Genomic DNA, 22,633 nt, shown 5'->3' with positions numbered 1-22,633 from the left:
ATTCTTTTAAATGAATTATGATATATAATTCTACTAAAATAAAAATAATTTATTCTAAAATCCATTTTAAATTATTTTTTTAAGGAAATCCAGACTTTCAAAGACAGCTTGGAGATTATTCACTTCTACAACTAAAATACCTTTGTAATCAATATTTTTAAGTTCTAGAAATAAAGAGTTAAAATCAATATTTGCACTTCCAAGTGCATTGTGGCTGTCAAAACTTCCATCATTATCTGAAAGGTGGATGTGTTTTATCCTGGGAGATTTAAGCATCTCAGAAATGGTAAATTTCATGTTGTTGGCATGTCCAACATCCATTGTTATGTGCGCATCAAGTTCCTGAACAATTTCATCAAGTTGATTTATATCTTTACATAGTAATCCTTCAATATCAGGCATGTTTTCAACGCAGAGCATTACTCCACTGTCATCAGCATATTTGGAACATTCTTTAAGTGATTCAGCACTGTTTTTAAGGATATTGTCCACAAATTTTTTACCCAGTATAGGTATGTGTCCCGGATGTACAACTACAATTTCAGTGTCCAATGAAGAAGCAAGGTCAATACTATTTTTTATCTGGGAAACTGAGGATTTTCTTATTGAGTCGTTGTAAGAAGCTATATTAATGTCTGATAATGGAGAATGTACAGATATTTTAATATCGTGAGAATCAATAACATCCATATCTATTGTATTATAGGGATATTCATTTATTACTTCACAATATTTGATACCTCTATTTTCAAGACATTCTAGTACATCTTCAAGGGGTGTTGGTAAAAATGCCAGTGTAGATACGCTAATTTTCATAAATTCACTCTCAAGATATATCTGAGCATTGAAAAGTATATGCATGTGGATATACTTAGCTGATATTCAATTTTAATTTATTCTTTCCTTATCCTTGCATAGATGGGTATATTCCTTTTCATGGCACGAATAATTATTGTTGCAAGTTCTATGTCCTTTTTAATCTTAATATTTCCCTTTTTACCCACAGTTGCTGTGAATAGATATTCATCTTCAACCAATATATCAAATGGAGTGCCAACAGTATCTTTTTTGAAGTTCAGCATTACATAATTACCTGAGAGTTCTGTTTCAACAGGGAACATATCTTTAATTTGATTAATTTCCAGTGGTTCAACACCTATACTTATTCCAATCTTCTTTTCAACTTCGTCAATGGTTTTTCCTTTTTTACCTATCAACTTGGCAATATTCTTTTCATCTATATAAACAGTTGCACGCTTGTCAGATTTCATATCCACTTCTACAGTTGCATCGGGTATTCTGCTTCGAATCTCTTTGATAATTTCTTTCTCAGCAATCTTCTCTATTGGTGATTTTTCATATTTTTCAATACCAACTTCCATTACAATTGTTTGTTCTCCATAAGTATAGACTTCATGGGCCAGATCACCTGTTTCAAAGTCTCTAATTTCAATTACTGGCCTTGAAAGATCTGCTTCGATCATTCCTGTTGGAACTTTTACTGTGAGTTTAACATCGTAAATGGCTGCAACTTTCCCATCGTTTATGAATATTGTTGTGTCAACAATTGACGGTATCATTCCAAGTTCTACCCTTCCAATTATTCTTTGTATAGCGTCTATGGGTCTAGTTGCATGTACAACTCCTACCATACCCACACCTGCTAGCCTCATGTCTGCAAATATTCTGAAATCTTTAGTCTTACGTAGTTCATCATATATAGTATAATCTGGTCTTACTAGAAGTAATATATCGGCTGTTTTTCCCATATCCTTTTCTAATGGTGCATATTGGGTAATTTCATCACCAACTTGAAGATCCCTAGGTGATTCCATAGTCTTTACAATTGCCCCGATATCTCTACTATAAAATTCTGCTACTGCTTGAGCAAATGTTGTTTTACCTGCACCAGGGGGCCCAGCTATTAAAATTCCCTTTGCACTATTTCTTAATCTATCCAAAAGTTTCTCTGGAAGTTTATAATCATCTAATGAAACCTTAGTAATGGGTCTTACAACAGTTATTTCCACTCCATCTGAAAATGGTGGTCTTGCAATTGATATTCTGTATTCTCTAAATTGGACTACAGTTGCTCCTTCCATCTCTATCTCGATGAAACTTTTAAAATCACTTTTTGCCATTTCTGTAATTTCTCTGGCCATTTTTTCCAGTTCGCCACGTTTCAGAGTTCGTTGTCTGATTTTTACAAGTTTTATATTGCCTGGAGTTCCCTTTTTTGCCATTGGTGTGACATTTTCCTTGAGATGGATTGACATAGTGTCTTTGTCGAAGTACTTGGCAATTATTAGTTCCTTATATCCTATCATTTCAGGCTTCAAATAAATTGCATCAAGTCCCTGGGCTTCGGCTACTTCTTTTTGAACTCTGTCGCTGGTTATGAGTGTTGCTTCGTTGTCACCTGCTGTGTCCCTTATCATGGCATCAATTTCCCCACCCTTTGCAAGTGATATTTCATCAGGGGTGGGTCTTCTACCAACGTATGAAAGTTTTATTTTACCCTCTCTGCAAAGTTTTTGAAGTTCCTTAAGCTCCCCTAACCCATTAAATCCAGTTTCTCTACCTTTATTGGCCTGATTTTCAAGTTCTGATATAACTGCCTTTGGAACAATAACATCGCATCCATGGTAATCTTTACTAAGAACTAGTTTAGTAATTCTTCCATCAACTATAACACTTGTATCTGGAACGATTTTCATCATTTATCTCCATAAATGTTTTCAGGATCAAAAACTTTTTCTTTAACCACTTCTAAATTTCCACCATCTTCATGAATTTTTCTAAAGAAACAAGAATAATAACCTTCATGACAAGCCCCTCCATTCTGTCTGACCTTCAAAAGAACTGCATCTTCATCACAGTCCGTTAATACTTCTTGAACTTCTTGTGTATGTCCTGAACTTTCACCCTTGAGCCAAAGTTTATTTCTTGAAGTACTCCAATAATGGGCTATTTTTGTTTCAAGAGTTTTCATCAGGGCTTCCTTATTCATATAAGCAACCATAAGCACTTCAGAACTTTCATAATCTTGTGCTATTGCTATAACAAGTTTTTCACCCCCAACTTCATGCCTGAAATTAAGATCTAGATCTTTTTCATCCATTAAACCATCTCCACGTACTGTCAGCACCATATTGTGTTATATTCATAGTAATTCACAATTAAAAATGAAATTTTTTTGAAAATCATTTTTTTAAATCATTAATTTAGATTTCAAGGTGTCTGCTATATCTTCAAGATCAATTATTTCCTGTTCTCCACTTGTCATATCTTTAACAGTAACCTTACCCTCTTCAATATCCCTTGCACCAACTAATACCACGTAATTTATTTCCATAGTATCTGCATATGACAATATCTTTTTAAGTTTCTTTCCAACTAGATCAACATCAGTTGGTATGCCATTTTTCCTTAGTTTCTGGGCTATATCAAATGCTTTAAGTTTCAAATCATTTTTTATTGGGGCAACAAAGACTTGTACTGATCTTTCAATTTCAATGGATTTTTCTTGTTTATTAAGGGCATCCATAACTCTATCAAAACCGAATGCGAATCCAGTGGATTCAACATTTTCACCACCAAATAACTCTATTAAATTATAGGTTCCTCCACCACTTATCTGTTTTTGTGCACCAAGACCGTGTACATAAATTTCAAACACAGTTCCGGTATAATAATCCAATCCTCGTGCAATTCCCAGATTTACTACATAATTTGAGAAACCAAAAGCTTTAAGAGATTCAAGAAGCTCTTCAAGCTCAAATAAAGCATTACAAGCATGTTCATTGCAGTTGATAAGGGCTTCAACATCCTTAATTATGGAACTATCACCCTTCATTTCAACGAGTTTCATTAACAATTCCTTAGAATCATTATCCAGATCAATATCCTGGAGTAACCTTTCAAGTTCTTCTACATCACCCTTGTCAATTATACCCATTACCTGATCTTGTAGTTTCCCAAGAATATTTGCATCATTTAGTATGTTCCTTAAAATTCCAAGATTTCCTATGTGTATATCAAAGTCTTTGAGTCCAAGTTCCTCAAGGCAGTGCGCAGCCATACTAATAACTTCTGCCTCAGATCCGGGAGATTTTCCACCTATTAGTTCGCAACCAAACTGCCAAAATTGTCTCCATCTACCTTTTTGAGGTCTTTCATACCTAAAACAACTTCCAAAATAGTACATTTTAACGGGTTTAGGTGTTTTTTGAAGCTCTTTAATATACATTCTAGCAACTGGTGCAGTAAGTTCTGGTCTAAGTGCAAGGTCTCTTCCTCCCTTATCTTGGAAGTGATAAATTTCATCCTTAATGCCTTCACCAGATTTGGTTGTGAAAAGTGATAGGTCTTCAAAAATTGGTGTTTTTATTTCACTGTAACCATAAGTTTCAAATATTCGTCTCATTGTGGTTTCAACGCTTTTTCTCTCTTTCATTTCTTTAAAAAGAAAATCACGTGTTCCCCTAGGTCTCTGTATTTCCATTTTTTTTCCTGCCTTATGATCTGGGTAAAAATTAATGAATTATAAGTTTCTCAAGTTACAAACTATTCATTGATCATATTTAAATAATTTATCTTAATGTTGGAGAATACCCCATGTGTGAGGGTGGGGATGAATCCAACCAATAATATAAATAATAGTTTAACAATAATTAATAGTATCGTATGCGATAACCAAGCATACTACACTTAATCTAATCAGGTACCGTAGGAACTACGGAAATTAAAGCTTCTCTGAAAAAAACCACATTAGTGGATTTAATGAAGGAAGAAGCTCCTTCCGAAAGGGAGGGGTAGTTCACAGTAATTAATCAGTGAATTTTTTAATTAATTATTATTCAGTAAAAAGATTAAATGATGCAAATTTTTAAATGAGCTACCTTAAAAAAATTTTAATCATAATGTTGGAGGTATTCCTCCATCATTTTAGGAAATGATTTAGCACTTAAAAATCTCAGTCCAAGTCTTTCTGCCCAAACCTTGATACCTTCATCTGCAGCCACTACTCCTGCTTTTAATTCCTTTGCAAGGAGAAGTACATCTAGATCAGGGGCACTATCCAAAGTTCCCTTTCTTAGCGCAGCCCTGTAACGTTTTCTAAAGTCAGTTATGGCTTTACTTAAAACTTTGGCTTCTATATCTACTTTTTTCTCTCCACGGGACATCATAACCATTGATTCAACAGCAGCCTCCCAAATTCCACTTTCAGATATCCTCATCCCTTTATTCATCCTTTCCCTCATATCCTGTACATATTCGTAGAAAATTTCAGAAGGGATTTTGGTATCATAACGGTTTGGTGTTTTTTTAACGATCCATGTTTCTGCTTTGATCATGGTTGTATTTGGACAGTCATAACGTGCCATATAATCTGTAAATTCTTTGTATGTTATTGGTGGCATGTGACAGCTTATATTGAGTTTGATCCTTGATTTTGCAATGAGATCTAATAAAACATCAACAGTTTTAGATAGATCTCCATCACCAAATTCATCACGAAGCTGTGTATCTGTAAAAGCAGTTGTATCAAGAACAAATCTCTGTTTTGCTAGCATTTATACACCTCAAACCAACAGTTTAGGCCATTATTTAATACTATATATTGCTGTTAACAGTTCAACAATATAATTCCTATATATTGAAATATATGAAGTCCACATTATAAAAGAATTTCTAATAACCCAAATTTCCTATTTTTACAGATTTATCAAACAAAGAGAAATATGATAATAATCATAAATTGTTTAATATTATCCTATAAAAAGTTTCTGAGATTAGAATATTGTGGATATGTTAGGAATTGGGGATAATGGTAATGTTAATAGAAGATCTGTTGTCTGTAAAAAGAGAGGGTTCTGTTACTGTCTCCGGGGTGGGGGCTGAGATCGTACTGAGTGTGATATATATGGATACTGTCCATTCAGTTTGTAATTAATAATCTTGGTTTTCAATATCAAATGAGATCCAAATGAAAATAGTTTAACATTCATTTCAACTATTTTTAACTAAATTAAAGAAAAGTGGGCAGTTATTTTTTCCATTTTTCTACTTTTTAAAAAAAAATGATATATGGGTAAAATTATTTTTTTTTACGCTTTCTAATTTACATTTTTTTCTTTAACATTTCATGCATTTTTTTCAGATAATCAAGTTGAGTTCCATCTTAGCTATTTTAAAATCTAATTTCATAGCGTACATAGCCATCATATCTTCTTTACTCATCATTTCCATCATTTTTTCATTCATCATACTTCCACCCATGTGTTCTTTTCTACCCCACATATTATCAACCTCTTTTTTTTATTCGATTGCAATTTATTTATAAAACCAAACATTAACTCAAACATTTTGATTATTTTTTTTAAATTGCTATATCCTCTTAATTTACCCTGTTTCATTATAATACATCATAATAAAATATATTTTATATCTGATTCAATTGTCATTGACTAAGTATTAATTACAAATAAAGAATAAACTATAATTCATGACAGAGAAAACCATTCTTTGCTATGGTGACTCCATAACCTGGGGTTATGATCCTGCTAAACCGGATAGAATGAAAACAAATGAAAGATGGACAGGATTAGTCAAAAAAGGTTTATTTGGGGGTTATACTGTCATTGAAGAGGGATTAAATGGTAGAACGACAGTTTGGGATGATCCACTTTATCAGGAGTGTAAAAATGGGTTAAAATATTTAAAACCTTGTCTTCACACCCATAAACCAATTGATCTTTGCATTCTACTTCTTGGCACCAATGATCTTAAAAAAAGGTTTTCATTATCTGCATTGGAAATTTCACGTGGAATAACAGTATTAGTTGAGGTTATAAAGAAAAGTGGATCAGGGCCAGATGGTACAGCACCTAAAATTCTTTTAATGGCTCCTCCACACTTAACTCTGATAGAAAATATTTCAGAAGAATTTAAAGATTCATATGATGTATCCTGCAAATTATCAGAGTATTACGCCAAAATTGCTGAAGATAATAACTGTGAATTCCTTGATACTTCCAAAATAATTGTTGCAAGTGAACTAGATGGTGTACACCCTGATGTTGGGGAGCATCTTAAACTTGGGAAAGCAGTACAAGAAAAAATTAAGGATATCATGGAGTAAACAAATATTATACACCATCAAATAATTCTAAGAAAATTAAATAAAAATATAAAAGAAGGTACCTTTTAAATGATAAATGGTAAAACGAATGTTTTTGGTATTATTGGAGACCCGGTGGAACATACATTATCGCCAGGGATGCACAATGCAGCTTTTAAGGAGTTGGATATGAATAATATCTACGTGCCTTTCCATGTGAATGCAGAAGAACTTGAAGATGCAATAGCAGGAGCATATGCATTGGGGATTAAAGGTTTAAACATAACAATACCTCATAAAACTGAGGTAATTAAATATTTAGATTATCTGGATATTGCTGCAGGATTAATAGGAGCTGTAAATACTATAGAATTTGGAAAAAACGGTGCTGTAGGCCATAATACGGATGGAATTGGGGCTGTAAGGGCAATTAATGAGATAACTTCAGTTAAAAATAAGAAGGTTATGATATTAGGTGCAGGTGGGGCAGCACGGGCAGTAGCATTTCAGATTCTTATTAGTGGAGCGAAAAATCTTGTAATTTCTAACAGAACCATTGAAAGGGCATCAGAACTCAGAGATGATCTTGTTGAAAAGCTTGAACCAGATGTACTGGTTACAGATCTTGGACATGAACTTGAAAGAGAACTCAAAGATACAGATATTCTTGTAAATACCACACCAATTGGAATGTATCCGAATATAAGTCAAAAACCAATTGTAACAGCAGATATGATGCATGAAGATCTAGTTGTTAATGATATAGTTTACAATCCATTAAAAACTGGCCTATTGAATGAAGCTGAAAAGGCAGGAGCAAAACCTATCTCTGGAGTTAAAATGTTAATGTACCAAGGAGTCGAATCATTTAAGATCTGGACCGGAATTGAACCGCCTGTAGAAGTCTTTAAAAAAGCCCTTATGGATCAGATGAACTTGGAAATAATATAAAAATAATATACACCTTCAATTATTACCTGAATTTTATATGGATTATTCCAGTGGAGGATTCATAATATGGACAATATTCCTGTGACAGACAATCATATACATATAGACCCTATAAACGGTGAAGGGCCAATAGAAATTGCAAATAAGTTTCATAGAGCTGGTGGTAGTTTTATGATAGTTCCTAATAAACCTACATGGACAGTTAATGAGAACTGCAGTTTTCAGGAATCAATGGAATTAGTCATAAAATATGTTGAAGAAATCAAAAAATGCACACCTGTAAAAGCCTTTGCAGTTGTTGGTGCCCATCCTGCAGAACTATCACGCAGATTAAAATCAGGTATGGATATTGAGAAAGCAGAATTATTAATGAGAAATGCTCTCGAAACTGCACAGATGCTAGTTTTAGAACAAAAAGCAGTGGCAATAGGTGAAATTGGAAGACCACACTATGATGTATCCGAAGAAGAACTCGAAGTTCATAACAGACTGATTTCATATGCAATGGAACTTGCAAAGGATGCAGAATGCCCAGTTCAATTACACACTGAGACTGCAGGGCCTAAACAATTTCTTGAATTTGCTGAAATGGCAGATGATGTTGGAATCCCAAGAAATCGAATTATAAAACATTTCTCAGGAGCATGCGTTCTAAAAGAAGAAAATCATGGGCTCACACCATCATTGATTGCAACAAAAACTGTAATAAAGGAAGGACTTAAAAAGGGAAATAATTTTTTTATGGAAACAGATTATCTAGATGACAAAACTAGACCAGGTGCAGTTCTAGGCCCGAAAACAGTTCCAAGACGCACAAAGGATTATTTAAAACAGGGAATATTAAGCGAAGAGGATGCCTATAAAATCCATGTTGATAATATAGAGAAGATTTACATGGTTGATCTTGGAGTATAATATACTAAAAATAGGAAATAAATTGAAATAATAAATCAATGTCCTCCACCAATAATAAAGCTTATAACACCTATAAGGACACCAATAAGAACGATTTCGATACTAGTCTTAAGCAGACTTTTCCTTGATACTTTCCCAAGATAAATACCTAATAGTACTAGAGCAAAGAAACAAAAAGTGATTGTGGTTAAAGTAGCAGTTGTTCGATTTGTTAATATGATAAATGGTAAAACAGGTACAAATGAACCTATAAAACTAGAAAAACCATGAGTGAACATGCTCATATATACTCTTTTTTTTGCTTGTCTATGTATTAATGTATCATCCAGAGTCCCCTCTTCAATAACCATTTTCTGTTCGAGTTCCCTAAGATTACGGGCTTCTTCCGCCCTTTCACCAATAAAAGATCCAAATGCATTGGAAAGTGCGAGTGCAATACCTCCACTTAACCCGGTAAGACCTATTACATAGTTAGGTATTGGTAATCCTCCAGCACTTGCAACTCCACTTGCTGCAAGGGTAACACCCATAACTGCCAATATACCGTCTAGAGTACCCAGCGCAACATAACGGCTCATTTTAAGATATTCCTGTATTAATTCAGTAATTTTCATTATTAAAATTTCTCCTTAAATTGAAGTTCAATTATTCATTTGTAATCATAAGAATTAACTTAATCTAAGAGTTATAGTATTTAAAAATTTTATAAAATAAAAATTTGGATCAAAAAAAATTATCATCCCCTTCCAAGATCTTTATGTGCCCTTGCAAGATGTCCCGCAGCAAGCGCGCCAATGAGTGAAAGTTCACCTGCAAGAACAGTTCCCGCAACAATTTCCGCAAACTTCCCAACTTTACCTGCGCCGTATACTCCCATAATTTCAAGGCACTCCCTGGCAGTTTCTATTTTTGTTCCACCACCAAATGTAGCTAATGGCACATCTGGTAGTGTTACAGCAAAGTAAAGATCTCCATTAACTACTTCTGCAAATGTTATTCCAAGGCTACCCTCAACTATATGGGCTTCATCCTGACCAGTTGCAAGGAAAATAGCCCCTATCATATTGGCGTATTGTGCATTAAAGCTCATACTGCCTGCAATTGCAGATCCTATAAAATTTTTTGATACATTTACTTCTACTATTGCTTCGGGCGTTGTTTTGAGTTTTTTCTCTACAATTTCCCTTGGAATAGAAATTTCCGCAACTATACTTTTACCTCTACCTTCAATTAGATTAATTGCTGCAGCTTTTTTATCTACACATACATTACCGCTTAGAGCAATTACATGGGCCGAAGTTTTTTCCACAAGAATTTTAAGAGCTGTATCAGTTGCTATGGTAACCATATTCATACCCATACTATCTCCAGTTGTATAAACAAATCTGGGATACACATATTTTCCAACAATAATTATTGGATCAATTTTAATAAGTTTCCCATGTCGGGTTGTTGATTCGGCAGCTTCTTTAAGATCATTGAAATGTACTTTTATCCACTCTTTAATTTTAATAGCTTCAGAAACAGATTCTGTTTTAATAACAGGGGCTCTTGTCATTTTATCTTCTATTATTCTAGCTGAAGTTCCTCCTGCAGCTTTAATAACTGAAAATCCTCTGTTAATAGATGCAACTAGGGCACCCTCAGTTGTTGCTAAAGGAACGTAATAATCTCCATCGGCATATTCCCCATGAACTTCAAGTGGTCCTGCAATTCCTAATGGTATTTGAATAGTTCCTATTGGATTTTCAATATTCCTCTTTATTGCCTCTTCCATTGAAAGTGAGTAGTTGGATAAATGTTCTAGTTTTGTGTTTGAAACGGTTTCAATAAACTTCCTCCTTATGTCCACAGATTTCTCTGTATCCCCTACGAGGTCATCTATCTGACGGATCTTCAATTCTCCATTCAATAGCTTTTCTATGATTTCTTTTTCTTCTACCATAATACCCACTTGAAATGTTTTTTTAAAAATTTAAATTTTATGTTGTTAATGGGAAGTATTATATTAAATTTAGTTAAAAATTGTTATCTAAATATATCTATACATTTTGATATACTTAATTGATAAATAAAAATTTACAAAAGCTCCCAGATTCTATCAGCTATTTCAGATGGCCTTTCTGCTACATAAACACCTGCATCTTCTAATGCATTAATTTTACTTGCAGCAGTACCACTTTCTCCCTCAATTATTGCACCGGCATGTCCCATTCGTTTACCTGGTGGGGCTGTCACACCTGCTATATACGCTACAACTGGTTTGCTTATGTTTTTATTTATGTACTCTGCAGCTTTTTCTTCAGCATTGCCCCCTATTTCACCTATCATTACCATTGCAGCAGTATCATCATCATCTTCAAACCTCTGTAAAACATTTGCAAAGTCAAGACCTACAACTGGGTCTCCACCAATACCTATACATGTGCTTTCTCCCATTCCGGAATTGGTTACTTGATTAGCAACTTCATATGTCAGAGTTCCACTCCTTGAAACAATTCCTATGTTTCCTTCGTTGAAGATATGTGTAGGCATAATTCCTAGTTTACCGACTCCCGGACTTATTATTCCTGGTGTATTGGGGCCAACAATTGTTGTTTTTTCCCTCTTAGCATACTCAACTATCTCCATTGAGTCATGAACGGGTATATGTTCAGTAATAATAACTGCAAGATCCAATTGGGATATAGCTTCAAATGCAGCATCCTTAGCAAATGATGCTGGAACAAATATTATAGATGCATTAATATCTAAATCTTCTTTGGCTTCCTCAATAGAATTGTAGATAGGAAGTTCTCCAAATTTTTGACCGCCCTTACCTGGACTTGTACCTGCAACTACATTGGTACTGTAATTCAGCATCTGTTCAGTATGAAAAGACCCCTGTTTACCAGTAATTCCTTGTACAATACATCTGGTATTTTCATCAAGAATTATCATATTTTCACGCCCTAAAGTTTTATATTGTTAATATCCATCAATAAAATTAATATAAATTTGATAATCATATTATCCTAAAATTTTCATCCTTTGTGCTAGTGGTACAGCCAGATCCATAACATTACCATTCATATAAGCTGAAACAGATAATATTACACTTCCGGGAATAACATATGAAGGAGTTCCTCTTCTTACAAGATAAACATTTTTGTTTCCAAGTGCTGCACCTACCATAGCCCCTGCAACAATTCCAACACTTTCAATATCTTCTATTGTAGCTGCGATAACTGGATCATCTGTTTCGTCTGAAACATAGCCTACACCGGGTATTTTGACTATTCCAAAGTTTCCACCACCTATGTCTGTGACATTGTCCATACCTGTAGCAGCATCTATAGATGATTTCACAACAGTCTTAACAAAGGGTTCCCCACCATAAGTGTCGAAGGCAAGTATAACTGCATCAGGGTAACGATCTTGATTTATTTTGGCTTCGGCATAAGATATGCCTTCGCCGGCTCCTTCTGGAGTTTTGGAGATACCGCCAATATCACCTAAATCTTCGGCATTTTCTGTTAAAATCTCAACTATTGTATGATTGATAGTTTCAAGTTTATCCTCCGGTACAAACGCACTTATAACTATGTCATCGCCTGTAATATTTGTTAAGGCAGCTTTATGTGCCCCAATATCTAAAAGTTTATGTATATCATTCTCAATGTTTTGTATCATGTTTTGGCTGCAGGAAACATCGTTTCCTGAAACATCTGCACCAATAGATGTTAATTTCAAGTAGATCACCTTCATTATTTTTGTGGTTTTCATTAAGATGCATTATAAATTGGAGTTTGCATTTACCATGTTGTGTCTTACTAGGATTATAAATACAAAATCATTTCGGAATTTCTAGATTTTTAAACCTTTTAATTGTTCTTGTAACCTATTCCCATGGTATAGGGCTATATTGTGGGAACTTGTTTTTATAGATTTTTGTGTAAGATATTGATCTATCCAGTGTTAATTGCTGTACAATTACATGTTTCATGGCTTGCATATGAATATTTATGAACCAAAACCAAATATAATTATCAAAAGTATATAATTCTTAATCCCTGTTTAGCGGGATATAAAATGGGAGTTGTGATGGGAATTGAATAACAGAGCTATGATATGTGTTCCAATTTTTGAAAAAAATTATGAGTCTGTTTTACAAGCTGCTAAAAATTCAATTGAAGCAGGTGCAGACTTGCTGGAACTTCGTATAGATGTAATGAATAATCCCAATCCTGATGATGTTTCAAGCATAATCAAGGAAATTAACTTTCCATTGATTGCAACCAATAGAAAAATGGAAGAGGGAGGCTTTTTCAAGGGTTCAGAGTCTGAAAGAATTGATATTCTACTGGGGGCAGCTAAACACGCTAATATTGTGGATATAGAGCTTGAAACGGAAGATGAATACTTAGAAAAGATTATTAATGGCTCTAAATCTACCATTATTTCATATCATGATTTTAATAAAACTCCTTCAATTGATTTTCTTTTGGAAATAGTTAGAAGGGAAAAAAAGCTGGGAGATATTGCAAAGTTTTCTGTGATGCCCCAAAATATTTCTGATACACTTGTTGTTTTGAATGTGTTATCCCAGGTTCAAAATACTATTGGTATTGCTATGGGTGATATTGGAATGTATACAAGGATTATTGCCCCTCTTTTTGGTTCTCCAATCACATTTGCATCATTAAATAATAAATCCGCTCCAGGTCAACTAGACATAGTTAACACTAAAAAATTTTTAGATAAACTTGGAAATTGGCGGTGAATTGATGAAATCAAACAATTGGCTAATTTTAGGAGTTGTAATACTGGTAATTCTATCTTTCTCAATGTATTCTATTGTGGAATCAAATAACCTGTCGATAACAATAAACACAGATGGTACCAGTACAAATGTAAACTATCAATCATTTTTAATATGGACTGTGCCTTCTGAAATGGAGAAAGAAGTAAAAAATAAAGCTTCTGGAGATGTACAATCACCTAACAGCACTGTTGATATTATAAAATCAGATATCAAATCAATTGCATCTAAATATGGTTATAATGTTAATGTTAACATTGTTTCCCAGTACGGTATCAATCAACTACCCATGGCTGCAAAAGTTAAGGGTACATCAATGGTTCCAACATTAAAAGATGGACAGAGTATTTTAGTACTTAAAACTAATAATCTAACGGTTGGGGATATTGTAGTTGCTATGCACCCAACATATGGGCTGATAGTTAAGAGACTTTCTATTATTGAAGGGAATCAAGTTTATTTAACTAGTGACAACAAAAATATCGAGATAACCAACACTCAAACAACACTACCAAATGGATCTGTTGAAACTGTAACAGTTGAAAAAACTCCACTGAATACTTGGCTTCCAACAGCAAATGTAATTGGAGTTGTGAAAGTATATTAAATTTTAGAGTACAATGAAATAGAATGTTGAATCATTTCTTAGCTCTGATTGGGTTAAATATTTCACATATGTCTGCCATTATTTTTTTTGCAGATGGACAGGCATTTATCTTTAAATGGACATGAAAAAATGAATGGACAAAATAGAAAGAATATTAAAATTGGATCCGAAGTTTATATTGTATTGAAAAAGGATCAACGAACCGGAAAAAGAACAAAAGGTATTGTTAAAGATTTATTGACCAAAAAATCTTTCCATCCCCATGGCATTAAAGTAAGACTACAAAATGGGCAAGTTGGAAGGGTTCAAGAAGTTATTAAAGAAGTACCCTGATAACAGTAAATAACAAAATATCATTTTTCTCATGAATGAAAAAAATTTAAAATAAAAAAAAGGTTGTCTGAAAGTTATTGAGCGAGTTCAGACAGTCTTTTAACTCTTTTAACCATATTTGGATGGGTTGATAAAAGTTCCATAACACTCTTAGTTGTACCAATTTTGGTATCGGAGTATCTGAGTCTTGCAAGTTCTTCTTCACTAATAACTCCATCCATGTTTACATCAAGCTGTTGTAGGTCATTTATTTCATTACCTGCATCTGATATATCATTTACAAAAAATGCTTTTAAACCTTCAACTTCCTTCAGTTCATCTTTATTTGTTGTGGCAGATCCATAAACAAGTTTGTATAGTGCACTTGCGAGTTTATGAGGTTTTCCTCCTAATTCTACACTCCCCTCATCTGCATAATATTCTCTAGCACGTGAAACAAATAGAACTAAAAGTTGTCCAACTAAATAAGCACCTAGTGCAGCTACTCCTATGATAACACCGTATCCATTGTTGTCTCTACCACCTGAGAACAGTGTACTAATGAATATGTAGTAACATATCAATGGAACAACGCTTATTAATGTCATTACAGCCATGTCACTATGTTTGATGTGTGACATTTCGTGTCCAAGAACAGCTTCAAGTTCTTCCTTATCTAGAAGTTTCAATATACCTCGGGTAACACAAATTCTACCGTCTTTTTTGCTTCTTCCGAAAGCAAAAGCATTGGGCAGGTTTATTTCAGCAATTCCTATTTTTGGCTTTGGCACCCCTGCTTTCATTGCCAGATCTTCAATCATTGCATGTAAATTTGGTGCTTCCTGTTCAGAAACATAATGTACATGCATCATGGTTTCAACCATCTTAGGTCCTATCATGTATTGAACAAAGACCAATACAATGGCGAATGAAGCGAAGATCAACGGACTTCCAAACCCTAAGTATGAAGTGATGATTATGATTATAGCCAAAAGAATCAACATTAATAGAGTTGTGGCTATAAATAATCTTAATTTGAGTAAAAATGTATTTGCCCTTACCATTCATTCATCTCCTAAACTGTAATTTTTATATTTCATTCTATAGTACATCTGTTATAAATAACTTTTTTTAAATTGATTTTTAGCTTTAAATTCTAAATTATAATTCTAATATTCTTCTATAAATCATTTAAAGATTAAAAAAAATAATAATCATCTAATAGGGATCAAAATCTCATTTATACATTTTTATTTGGTTTATATTTGTATTTATAAATAATATAGGCTATGAACCCTATAACTCCAATAATAACCACTATATCCAATATATGGAAGTAACTTTCTATCAAATCCCAGTGCGGGCCTAGGAGAACTCCAATATAGCCCAATGCAAATGTCCATGGAAGAGATCCAATGAATGTGTAAATAATGAATTTTTTAATGTCCATGTGTGCAATTCCTGCTGGAAGCGAGATGAATGTCCTGATTCCAGGAAGCATCCTGCTTATAAATACGGCTTCGTATCCGTACTTTTCAAACCATTTGTCTGCACGTTCTAGGTTACTGTGGGTAATAAGAATATATTTACCATATTTTTCAAGTATAGGTCTTCCACCAATCAAACCTACATAGTAGGCTATTAATGATCCAAAAAGGTTAGCAACTGCCCCTACAAGAGTTATTCCCAGCAAAGTCATATTTGTGTTACCCTGCCATACAACATATCCACTAAAGGTCATTATAATCTCACTTGGAAGTGGTATACAGGCACTTTCAAGCGTCATACCTATGAAAACTCCCCAGTAACCAAGACTTTGAATGAGAGAGATACCAAAATTGCTTAAGTTCTCAAGAATTCCGATCATGAACCATAATTAGTTTACATTAGATAAAAGGTTTTTCCCAAATTGTACATTAATTTGGATTTGAAAAAAATTATTAATTTATTTATAAAAATATGTAATAATATTAAAATATATTTAAAAAATATGAAATATTGAGACATTAAATTATTCAAACTTGACAAAATTTCTCGGATTAAAACCATTTGAAATTAATAAATTTTGATCAGAAGTTTCAAGTGTTTTTATTATAGTAGGATGTATAGGACTTCCTTTATGTGCCATTAATACACCACCTTTTTTATTGGCAGTCATAAATTTTCCAGCATCACCATTTACTATTATTTGACCTTTAATCATATCTATACCTGTAAAATCATCAGTATTTCCATTAATAATTACGGTTCCACCATTCATAAGGGCACCTGTATTTTCCCCGCTGTACCGTTCACTCTAACAGAGCCATTCCTCATTAAAATTCCTGTGCTTAGATCAACATTTCCATTTACAATTATTTCAAAATCAACATCTAGTCTGGCTCCAACTGTATCTTTAACTGTTTCGTCGTTTATGGTTAGTTTATTACCTAGCAGTTTAAATCCAAGTGGATTGTCCCCTTTCAACCCATTTGAGACAATATCCGTTATTGATCTGAATTTTCTATAACCCTTTAAATCGGATTTAACCTCTAAAATATTTCCCATTGGTTCAGAAACATGACCCTTAACATAAATATTGCCTCCTGTCATACTGATGCCCATTCTAGTATCGACATTACCATCAACATATACATTTCCTGCAGGTATTTCTTTACCTGTACCTCCAAAGTAAACCAAGTCAGTACCCATACTTGAACATAATCTGTGGCCGACATTCCCATTTATTTTTAGATTACCACCTTTTTTTAAATGTTCAATAAGATCTCCAAAAGTTAAATTATTATCTGGCACTTTCCAATCAGGATCTAGCTTTTCACCATTATGTTGCCAGTAGAAGTTGTAGGTGAAATCGCAGAGACAGTCAACAGGTTTTTGAAGTGTTATTTCTAATAAATCTGGTTTATTGTCCTCTGATTTTCTACCGAAGATTTTAAACAATTAAAACCCTTCTACAATCTTGTATTAATTTAACAATTAATGAATATAATATGAACTTTTAATTATTTATATTTACAATAGGCTATGTAAAATCAATTTCACGAGCTGTTCCAAATTGTAAGAATAATAATTGTTGTTCTTTCTAGATGTATGGGGTATTTAAGAAGATAAACAAAAATTGGGCTTTTAAAACTCCCCTAGGAATATTCAATAAAATATTCTAATATTATTTCTGGGATAATCATAGTTCTTGGCTAGATTAAAATATAAATTAGGCGATTTTTGATTATATTTAAATTATTTATATCTATGATGATTCTAATATTCAATTGTAGGTAATAAAAATGAACCCAGAACAAATTAATAGGGATGTTATTAAATTTTTACACCAGATAGGTGTTGATACTAGGTTTATCAGTATAATTGATGAACATATCTTAATTAACAATCAAAGATTTTCAAGATTTTCAAATAAAAGACAGGAAACATTCATTAGGAAATTTCCAAGTTTTTCCATAAGCAGATCAAAAATATTCCAGAAAATATGTACCCGGGCTTCAAGGATTCTTGCAAATTCATTAAAACCTGGAGAAAGAATTTTTATAATTGAAAATGATAGATGCTCCAATTTTATCCTGGATGTAATTATTGAGCCATACAAAAGAAAATATGGTATTGAAATAATTTATGGCAAAGATTTAGAAGATGCAAATAAACATAATGCAGATGCAGTTGCATTACCATTAAATTTGGATGATGAAGTGCAAAAAATCCTTGGAAAGATTTTAAACGGTGAAAAAATTGAAGTTTACAGTTTAAAAAATAGATATGATACTGAAAACAATTTAAAATTAATATATCCCTTAATAAACGTGCCTAGATCTTGGTTAGTATCTTGGCTCGAAAAACTTGATTTTGAATATAAATATTCTAATGAAAGTACTGAAAGTGATCTAATAGAATTTTTTGAAGGATTCATTCCAGATGTACGTGAAAATATTTTAAAATCTGCATTGTACGTTGATAAGGAAAGTATACAATAATTAGTAGGTTTAAGTTAAAGAAAATTATTAAAAAAAAATGAAATATATTATTAGAAATATATTATTAGAAATTAAAAAGGGAAGTCTGTGAATTATCTTTTCCATTTTTATCAGATTTTTTTTCTTTATCTTCTGATTTTACTGATGATTTAGTATCTGATAACTTCTTATTATTCCTTTTTTTATCTTTCTTTTTATTTTCAGATTTTAAAACTTTATTATCTTCATTTAAAGATTTTCCTGTCTTTTTTGCAGGACTATCCGATTTTTTAGTTGCAGATTTGGATCTAAATCCATTAAAACTATCTGGTTTGGAATCTTTAGGAACAGTTTTTTTAGTTTTAGATTTTTTTACCTTAATTTTTCTTGATCTGAAAAGTTTTACTTCATCATCAGCTAATCCATAATAGGTAGCTAATTCATAGGCTGTTTCATCGTTTTGGAACATTATTTCCATGTATGGGAATTGTTCTTTAACAACTTTCTTGGATGTGTGAAGCTTTTCACCCATTTTTTTGGCAACTTTATCTTTTAAATCCCGTTTTGCTCTGCTTTTAGACAGCATTGTAAAGATTGATGAATTTGTAAACCTTGAAAATTTTCTGTAAGTCTCTTCCTTTGACAGTGCAACACCCAGGCTCATGAGTTCGTATGTGTATTTCCAGTAGGAATATACGCGTGTATTAAATGCTCTTCCAAGATAAATATCTGCAAGAGATATCATTTCATATGCTTTCTGAAGTTCATCAACCTTCTCATATTCTCGGGGAATATTTTCAGCTATCAATTCAATAAGAAATGAAGGTTCTGCTTCCACCTTCATTGCATCCTTTATTCTACGAGGATTTTTACTCTTAAGAACTGTTCTAACAGAGTCGAAGATATTGATAATATCATCTTTTTTTGATAATAGTTCAAGGTCTTCAGATGTGATTTTTGTTTTTCCACGTGCAATTACCTCAAGATCATTAATTGCCGATCTTAAATCTCCATTTGAACTTTTAGCAAGATTCCGTATAACATGTTCTTCAAATTCAACACCCTCTTTAACACATATTCTCTTAAGCAGAGCAACAATTGAATTTGTATGAACTTTACGCAAGATTAGAGTATTACATTTGGTTTTAAGACTTTTCAACCTTTTGCTGTAGGGATCGTTGGCCATCATGATAAGGGGGTGATGGCCTTCCTTAATGATTTTACTTATTGCTCTTGTTCCACCTCTATCTTCAGTTCCATGAATTCCATCCACTTCATCCAATATTATTAGTTTAAGCCCATCTCCAAATAATGATTTTGATGCAGAGGCTTCTCCTATTGTATTGAGAATAATGTCATAGGATCGCTTGTCACTGGCATTGAGTTCTATGTATTCTGAAAACTCATTTGCAGCCAAATGTGCAAGTGTTGTTTTTCCAGTACCGGCTGGACCTATTAGAAGCAAACAGTTCTGGGTATTACCCATTAACCACTCTTCTGTCCATTCTACTATTGCGTCTTTTATCTTGACGTTTCCTAGAACTTCATCAAAATTCTTAGGACTGTATTTTTCTGTCCACAACATTTAATCTGCCTTTGCATTTATTAAAAACTTGGTTAAAAGTGCTTCAAGTTGAATTCTTGGATTGGATCCTTCCCTTATCCGATAATCTGTTTCACCAATACTTTCAATCAAGTTTATATAGATATCTTCTCTTATGCGTTCTTCCAAAACCATTCTTGATACTTCTTGGTATATTTGGGTTACCATATCTTCTCCACTAGTCCCTTGAACAACCATAACATCTCTTAATAGTTCCCTAGCGCTTAAAAAGTCCCCCTCAAGAGCTTTATTTACTATCTTCCTCACATCTTTTGGTTTGGCCTTTGAAACAACATCATGTATACTATCTTCTGTTATTTCTTCATCTAACGAGGCTGAAGCTTGTAAAATATTCACAGCTCTCCTTACATCACCTTCAGCAAAGTAAACAATACTCTCAATTGCACCTGTGCTAATGTTTAGATTTTCAGCCTCTGCAATGTATTCTAGCCTTCCAATTATTTGATGTCCTTTAACTGGAGCAAACCTGAATATTGCACATCTGGACTGGATAGGGTCAATTATCTTGGATGAGTAATTACATGATAATATGAAAGATGATGTCTTAGTGTACATTTCCATTTCCCTTCTTAGGGCATGTTGGGCATCTTTGGTCATATTGTCTACTTCATCTAAGAAAATTATTCTAAAAGGAGATCCAACGGCTTTTAAACGTGAAAAACCTTTTATATCGTTTCTTACAGTATCTATACCTCTAGCATCAGAAGCGTTGAGTTCTAAGAAGTTCTGTCTCCAATACTCCCCAAGTACTTCCTTTGCAAGAGCTATTGCTGTTGTTGTTTTTCCAACACCAGCAGGGCCTGTAAACATGAGATTGGGTAAACTACCCTCTTTAACGTATCTTTTAAGTCTTAAAATTATATGATCTTGACCCACAACTTCATCTAAGGTTTGTGGTCTGTATTTTTCAACCCATGGTCCATTCATCCATATCACCACTTTCATATTGTATACTATGATTATTAACTTTTATCAGAAGTTGAGGATTTTAAAAATATCCTAAAATGAAAAGATAGAAAAACGTGTAAAAAGAGTTTCAATGAATTTTAACTCCAAAAAGAGATTAATTAAATTATTCGAATAGTTCTGCCATTTCCGGATGCATTTTGGCGGTGATTCCAAGTTTTTTCATAACAGGCCCATAGGAATTGGTGATAATCTTAAATTCTGGTCTTACCATCCCTCTGAATGCCCCATAACCCATAACTTTTCCATAATTATCTGTTACAACATCTAAAATTCTGGTGAAATCTTCTATATACTGGGATTCTCTCTCCTCAATTGGGATATTATTTGCATTTTCTCTGATCTTGGTGAAATCTATTGTAGAGTTGCTTTTAACATTAACTCCATTTAGTAATTTTTTGCACTGTTCAATAGGCAGAAACTTCTGGGTTAACCCTCTTGCTGGTGCAACTCCCATAATCTTACTTGCACCAATTGACATAGCTCGGAATATAGCTTCATAAATATCTAAAATTAAATCTGTACGCTCTGTTATATTTTCTGGTATCTCATCTACCTTTTTAATATCTGGAAATGCAATTGGAGGTTTTATTACAGGGATGGATATTCCTTGTTTAACATCTGAATCTATTTCAACTTCTTTACCTGTATGTTCCTCAGAAATTATTTCTTCTTTTGGAATATCAGTTTTAACTGATTTTGTCTCAACTTGTACTTCTACTTGAGAATCTGATGAAATAATTTCATTATCTATTCCCATATCGTTACTTTGTTCTGAAAGATTGTTGGCAATAATTTTTTCATGTTCTAATTTCTCTGAAATTATTTCTTTATGTTCATTCGATATTGGTTCTGTTTTAAGTGGTTCAGGTGTTGTGGATATCTTTTCTTCTGATACTATTTCAAGATCCTTGGTTAGTTCAACAATTTTTTCTGCTGCCCTTTTGGATGAAACCATAATCAATCCTACGTTGGCACGATTTTTCATTAGAACAATGAAGTGCACATTCCCCAAATGGAGGAATAATGCTTTTCCATTTTCAGATTCAACTAAAATTCGTTGAATATCCCCCTGATTAGAAGAGTTAAGTAACCTTTTTGATGAACTGGTTATTACATGTGCCATTGGCCCAAATAAGCCTATATCTATGTCTTGTAATATGCGTTGGCTCAGTATATCTCCATTGCCATCTATAATTAGGCTTCCTTCCACCCCATCAACTTTACCAAGATCATTAACGATCCTTTCAAGTTCCACCTTTAGATTACGATCTTTCATTGAATCACAGTTAAGATAGTATTTAAAATCTAATCTTAATATTCAAGCTATTATGTTTATCGTTTTTAAAAAGATATAATTTAATGAAAATGA

At 33.2% G+C, this 22,633-nt stretch carries 24 protein-coding genes; 7 read left to right on the top strand and 17 right to left on the bottom strand.

Annotated elements, in window-relative coordinates; translation table 11 throughout:
- Nucleotides 1-66 precede the first annotated feature (66 nt).
- The 6 genes from DL91_RS09175 to DL91_RS13675 form a co-directional block, all read right to left on the bottom strand.
- Nucleotides 67-816 carry a sugar phosphate isomerase/epimerase gene (locus DL91_RS09175; protein WP_048191204.1) on the bottom strand — a complete coding sequence of 250 codons (750 nt, stop codon included), beginning with the start codon at nt 814-816 and terminating at the stop codon, nt 67-69.
- Nucleotides 817-893: 77 nt separating this feature from the next.
- The gene (locus DL91_RS09170) at nt 894-2,717 is read right to left on the bottom strand and encodes a PINc/VapC family ATPase (protein ID WP_048191203.1); all 1,824 of its coding nucleotides are present in this window, start codon (nt 2,715-2,717) and stop codon (nt 894-896) included.
- Nucleotides 2,717-3,121 (bottom strand): phosphoribosyl-AMP cyclohydrolase, encoded by a 405-nt coding sequence (hisI, locus tag DL91_RS09165; RefSeq protein WP_048191202.1) that lies wholly within the window; start codon nt 3,119-3,121, stop codon nt 2,717-2,719. The genes DL91_RS09170 and hisI overlap by 1 nt, the downstream gene beginning before the upstream one ends.
- A 90-nt stretch (nt 3,122-3,211) precedes the next feature.
- Nucleotides 3,212-4,504 (bottom strand): histidine--tRNA ligase, encoded by a 1,293-nt coding sequence (gene hisS, locus DL91_RS09160; RefSeq protein ID WP_048191201.1) that lies wholly within the window; start codon nt 4,502-4,504, stop codon nt 3,212-3,214.
- 409 nt (nt 4,505-4,913) lie between these two features.
- Entirely contained in the window at nt 4,914-5,576 is a 663-nt protein-coding gene (locus DL91_RS09155) for an RNA ligase partner protein (protein WP_048191200.1), read from the bottom strand.
- Nucleotides 5,577-6,159: 583 nt separating this feature from the next.
- Complete coding sequence (locus DL91_RS13675; protein ID WP_156096063.1) at nt 6,160-6,303, bottom strand: hypothetical protein; 144 nt, start codon at nt 6,301-6,303, stop codon at nt 6,160-6,162.
- A gap of 205 nt (nt 6,304-6,508) precedes the next feature.
- Here DL91_RS13675 and DL91_RS09150 point away from each other — a divergent pair, with 205 nt between their 5' ends.
- The 3 genes from DL91_RS09150 to DL91_RS09140 all read left to right on the top strand — a co-directional run bounded on the left by DL91_RS09150 (nt 6,509) and on the right by DL91_RS09140 (nt 8,989).
- The gene (locus tag DL91_RS09150; RefSeq protein WP_048191198.1) at nt 6,509-7,144 is read left to right on the top strand and encodes an SGNH/GDSL hydrolase family protein; all 636 of its coding nucleotides are present in this window, start codon (nt 6,509-6,511) and stop codon (nt 7,142-7,144) included.
- A gap of 69 nt (nt 7,145-7,213) precedes the next feature.
- The gene (locus tag DL91_RS09145) at nt 7,214-8,074 is read left to right on the top strand and encodes a shikimate dehydrogenase (RefSeq protein WP_048191196.1); all 861 of its coding nucleotides are present in this window, start codon (nt 7,214-7,216) and stop codon (nt 8,072-8,074) included.
- 66 nt (nt 8,075-8,140) lie between these two features.
- A complete protein-coding gene (locus DL91_RS09140) occupies nt 8,141-8,989 on the top strand; it encodes a TatD family hydrolase (protein ID WP_048191195.1) in 849 nt (282 codons plus the stop codon).
- A 35-nt stretch (nt 8,990-9,024) separates the two neighbouring features.
- On the opposite strand, the gene DL91_RS09135 is transcribed toward DL91_RS09140, so the two are convergent.
- The 4 genes from DL91_RS09135 to DL91_RS09120 form a co-directional block, all read right to left on the bottom strand.
- Nucleotides 9,025-9,603 carry a TIGR00267 family protein gene (locus tag DL91_RS09135; RefSeq protein WP_048191194.1) on the bottom strand — a complete coding sequence of 193 codons (579 nt, stop codon included), beginning with the start codon at nt 9,601-9,603 and terminating at the stop codon, nt 9,025-9,027.
- Nucleotides 9,604-9,725: 122 nt separating this feature from the next.
- Nucleotides 9,726-10,934 (bottom strand): hydroxymethylglutaryl-CoA reductase (NADPH), encoded by a 1,209-nt coding sequence (gene hmgA / locus DL91_RS09130; RefSeq protein ID WP_048191193.1) that lies wholly within the window; start codon nt 10,932-10,934, stop codon nt 9,726-9,728.
- A 134-nt stretch (nt 10,935-11,068) separates the two neighbouring features.
- Nucleotides 11,069-11,929, bottom strand: coding sequence for a succinate--CoA ligase subunit alpha (sucD, locus tag DL91_RS09125; RefSeq protein WP_048191192.1), 861 nt, complete (start codon nt 11,927-11,929; stop codon nt 11,069-11,071).
- Between the two features lie 69 nt (nt 11,930-11,998).
- Nucleotides 11,999-12,721: a hypothetical protein gene (locus DL91_RS09120; protein ID WP_048191191.1), complete on the bottom strand. Its 723-nt coding sequence runs from the start codon at nt 12,719-12,721 to the stop codon at nt 11,999-12,001.
- Nucleotides 12,722-13,079: 358 nt separating this feature from the next.
- On the opposite strand from DL91_RS09120, the gene aroD reads away from it, so the two are divergent.
- The 3 genes from aroD (at nt 13,080) to DL91_RS09105 (ending at nt 14,730) form a co-directional block, all read left to right on the top strand.
- The gene (gene aroD, locus DL91_RS09115) at nt 13,080-13,751 is read left to right on the top strand and encodes a type I 3-dehydroquinate dehydratase (protein WP_048191190.1); all 672 of its coding nucleotides are present in this window, start codon (nt 13,080-13,082) and stop codon (nt 13,749-13,751) included.
- A 4-nt stretch (nt 13,752-13,755) separates the two neighbouring features.
- Entirely contained in the window at nt 13,756-14,397 is a 642-nt protein-coding gene (locus tag DL91_RS09110) for a S24 family peptidase (protein WP_048191189.1), read from the top strand.
- A gap of 129 nt (nt 14,398-14,526) precedes the next feature.
- Nucleotides 14,527-14,730, top strand: a complete 204-nt coding sequence (locus DL91_RS09105) for a YwbE family protein (protein ID WP_048191188.1) — start codon at nt 14,527-14,529, stop codon at nt 14,728-14,730.
- 74 nt (nt 14,731-14,804) lie between these two features.
- Here DL91_RS09105 and DL91_RS09100 read toward each other — a convergent pair whose 3' ends face one another.
- The 4 genes from DL91_RS09100 to DL91_RS09090 all read right to left on the bottom strand — a co-directional run bounded on the left by DL91_RS09100 (nt 14,805) and on the right by DL91_RS09090 (nt 17,649).
- Nucleotides 14,805-15,773: a zinc metalloprotease HtpX gene (locus tag DL91_RS09100; RefSeq protein ID WP_048191187.1), complete on the bottom strand. Its 969-nt coding sequence runs from the start codon at nt 15,771-15,773 to the stop codon at nt 14,805-14,807.
- 176 nt (nt 15,774-15,949) lie between these two features.
- Nucleotides 15,950-16,576: a DedA family protein gene (locus tag DL91_RS09095; protein ID WP_081882653.1), complete on the bottom strand. Its 627-nt coding sequence runs from the start codon at nt 16,574-16,576 to the stop codon at nt 15,950-15,952.
- Nucleotides 16,577-16,720: 144 nt separating this feature from the next.
- Nucleotides 16,721-16,969: a hypothetical protein gene (locus DL91_RS14255; protein WP_231551442.1), complete on the bottom strand. Its 249-nt coding sequence runs from the start codon at nt 16,967-16,969 to the stop codon at nt 16,721-16,723.
- Nucleotides 16,966-17,649 (bottom strand): hypothetical protein, encoded by a 684-nt coding sequence (locus DL91_RS09090; protein ID WP_231551441.1) that lies wholly within the window; start codon nt 17,647-17,649, stop codon nt 16,966-16,968. Before DL91_RS09090 ends, DL91_RS14255 begins: the two co-directional genes overlap by 4 nt.
- Before the next feature lie 344 nt (nt 17,650-17,993).
- On the opposite strand from DL91_RS09090, the gene DL91_RS09085 reads away from it, so the two are divergent.
- Nucleotides 17,994-18,692, top strand: coding sequence for an ATPase (locus DL91_RS09085; protein WP_048191186.1), 699 nt, complete (start codon nt 17,994-17,996; stop codon nt 18,690-18,692).
- 64 nt (nt 18,693-18,756) lie between these two features.
- Here the strand turns inward: DL91_RS09085 and DL91_RS09080 are convergent, their stop codons facing one another.
- From DL91_RS09080 to DL91_RS09070, 3 genes are all read right to left on the bottom strand, one after another.
- Entirely contained in the window at nt 18,757-20,256 is a 1,500-nt protein-coding gene (locus DL91_RS09080) for a replication factor C large subunit (protein WP_048191185.1), read from the bottom strand.
- Entirely contained in the window at nt 20,257-21,222 is a 966-nt protein-coding gene (locus tag DL91_RS09075) for a replication factor C small subunit (protein WP_048191184.1), read from the bottom strand.
- Nucleotides 21,223-21,367: 145 nt separating this feature from the next.
- The gene (locus DL91_RS09070) at nt 21,368-22,540 is read right to left on the bottom strand and encodes a roadblock/LC7 domain-containing protein (RefSeq protein ID WP_048191183.1); all 1,173 of its coding nucleotides are present in this window, start codon (nt 22,538-22,540) and stop codon (nt 21,368-21,370) included.
- Nucleotides 22,541-22,633: the final 93 nt, after the last annotated feature.

Source organism: Methanobacterium sp. SMA-27, assembly GCF_000744455.1.
Lineage (GTDB): Archaea > Methanobacteriota > Methanobacteria > Methanobacteriales > Methanobacteriaceae > Methanobacterium_B.
This window is presented reverse-complemented; position numbering and strand designations above follow the sequence as displayed.

Excerpts from the sequence above, each read along its gene's own strand:
- DL91_RS14255 (WP_231551442.1), bottom strand. The coding sequence starts at position 16,969 with ATGAATGGTGGAACCGTAATTATTAATGGAAATACTGATGATTTTACA.
- DL91_RS09140 (WP_048191195.1), top strand. The coding sequence starts at position 8,141 with ATGGACAATATTCCTGTGACAGACAATCATATACATATAGACCCTATA.
- DL91_RS09110 (WP_048191189.1), top strand. The coding sequence starts at position 13,756 with ATGAAATCAAACAATTGGCTAATTTTAGGAGTTGTAATACTGGTAATT.
- DL91_RS09175 (WP_048191204.1), bottom strand. The coding sequence starts at position 816 with ATGAAAATTAGCGTATCTACACTGGCATTTTTACCAACACCCCTTGAA.
- DL91_RS09145 (WP_048191196.1), top strand. The coding sequence starts at position 7,214 with ATGATAAATGGTAAAACGAATGTTTTTGGTATTATTGGAGACCCGGTG.
- DL91_RS09085 (WP_048191186.1), top strand. The coding sequence starts at position 17,994 with ATGAACCCAGAACAAATTAATAGGGATGTTATTAAATTTTTACACCAG.
- DL91_RS09100 (WP_048191187.1), bottom strand. The coding sequence starts at position 15,773 with ATGGTAAGGGCAAATACATTTTTACTCAAATTAAGATTATTTATAGCC.
- DL91_RS13675 (WP_156096063.1), bottom strand. The coding sequence starts at position 6,303 with ATGTGGGGTAGAAAAGAACACATGGGTGGAAGTATGATGAATGAAAAA.
- hisS (WP_048191201.1), bottom strand. The coding sequence starts at position 4,504 with ATGGAAATACAGAGACCTAGGGGAACACGTGATTTTCTTTTTAAAGAA.
- DL91_RS09105 (WP_048191188.1), top strand. The coding sequence starts at position 14,527 with ATGAATGGACAAAATAGAAAGAATATTAAAATTGGATCCGAAGTTTAT.
- hmgA (WP_048191193.1), bottom strand. The coding sequence starts at position 10,934 with ATGGTAGAAGAAAAAGAAATCATAGAAAAGCTATTGAATGGAGAATTG.
- DL91_RS09080 (WP_048191185.1), bottom strand. The coding sequence starts at position 20,256 with ATGTTGTGGACAGAAAAATACAGTCCTAAGAATTTTGATGAAGTTCTA.
- DL91_RS09170 (WP_048191203.1), bottom strand. The coding sequence starts at position 2,717 with ATGAAAATCGTTCCAGATACAAGTGTTATAGTTGATGGAAGAATTACT.
- DL91_RS09135 (WP_048191194.1), bottom strand. The coding sequence starts at position 9,603 with ATGAAAATTACTGAATTAATACAGGAATATCTTAAAATGAGCCGTTAT.
- DL91_RS09150 (WP_048191198.1), top strand. The coding sequence starts at position 6,509 with ATGACAGAGAAAACCATTCTTTGCTATGGTGACTCCATAACCTGGGGT.
- DL91_RS09075 (WP_048191184.1), bottom strand. The coding sequence starts at position 21,222 with ATGAATGGACCATGGGTTGAAAAATACAGACCACAAACCTTAGATGAA.
- DL91_RS09070 (WP_048191183.1), bottom strand. The coding sequence starts at position 22,540 with ATGAAAGATCGTAATCTAAAGGTGGAACTTGAAAGGATCGTTAATGAT.
- DL91_RS09095 (WP_081882653.1), bottom strand. The coding sequence starts at position 16,576 with ATGATCGGAATTCTTGAGAACTTAAGCAATTTTGGTATCTCTCTCATT.
- sucD (WP_048191192.1), bottom strand. The coding sequence starts at position 11,929 with ATGATAATTCTTGATGAAAATACCAGATGTATTGTACAAGGAATTACT.
- hisI (WP_048191202.1), bottom strand. The coding sequence starts at position 3,121 with ATGGATGAAAAAGATCTAGATCTTAATTTCAGGCATGAAGTTGGGGGT.
- DL91_RS09155 (WP_048191200.1), bottom strand. The coding sequence starts at position 5,576 with ATGCTAGCAAAACAGAGATTTGTTCTTGATACAACTGCTTTTACAGAT.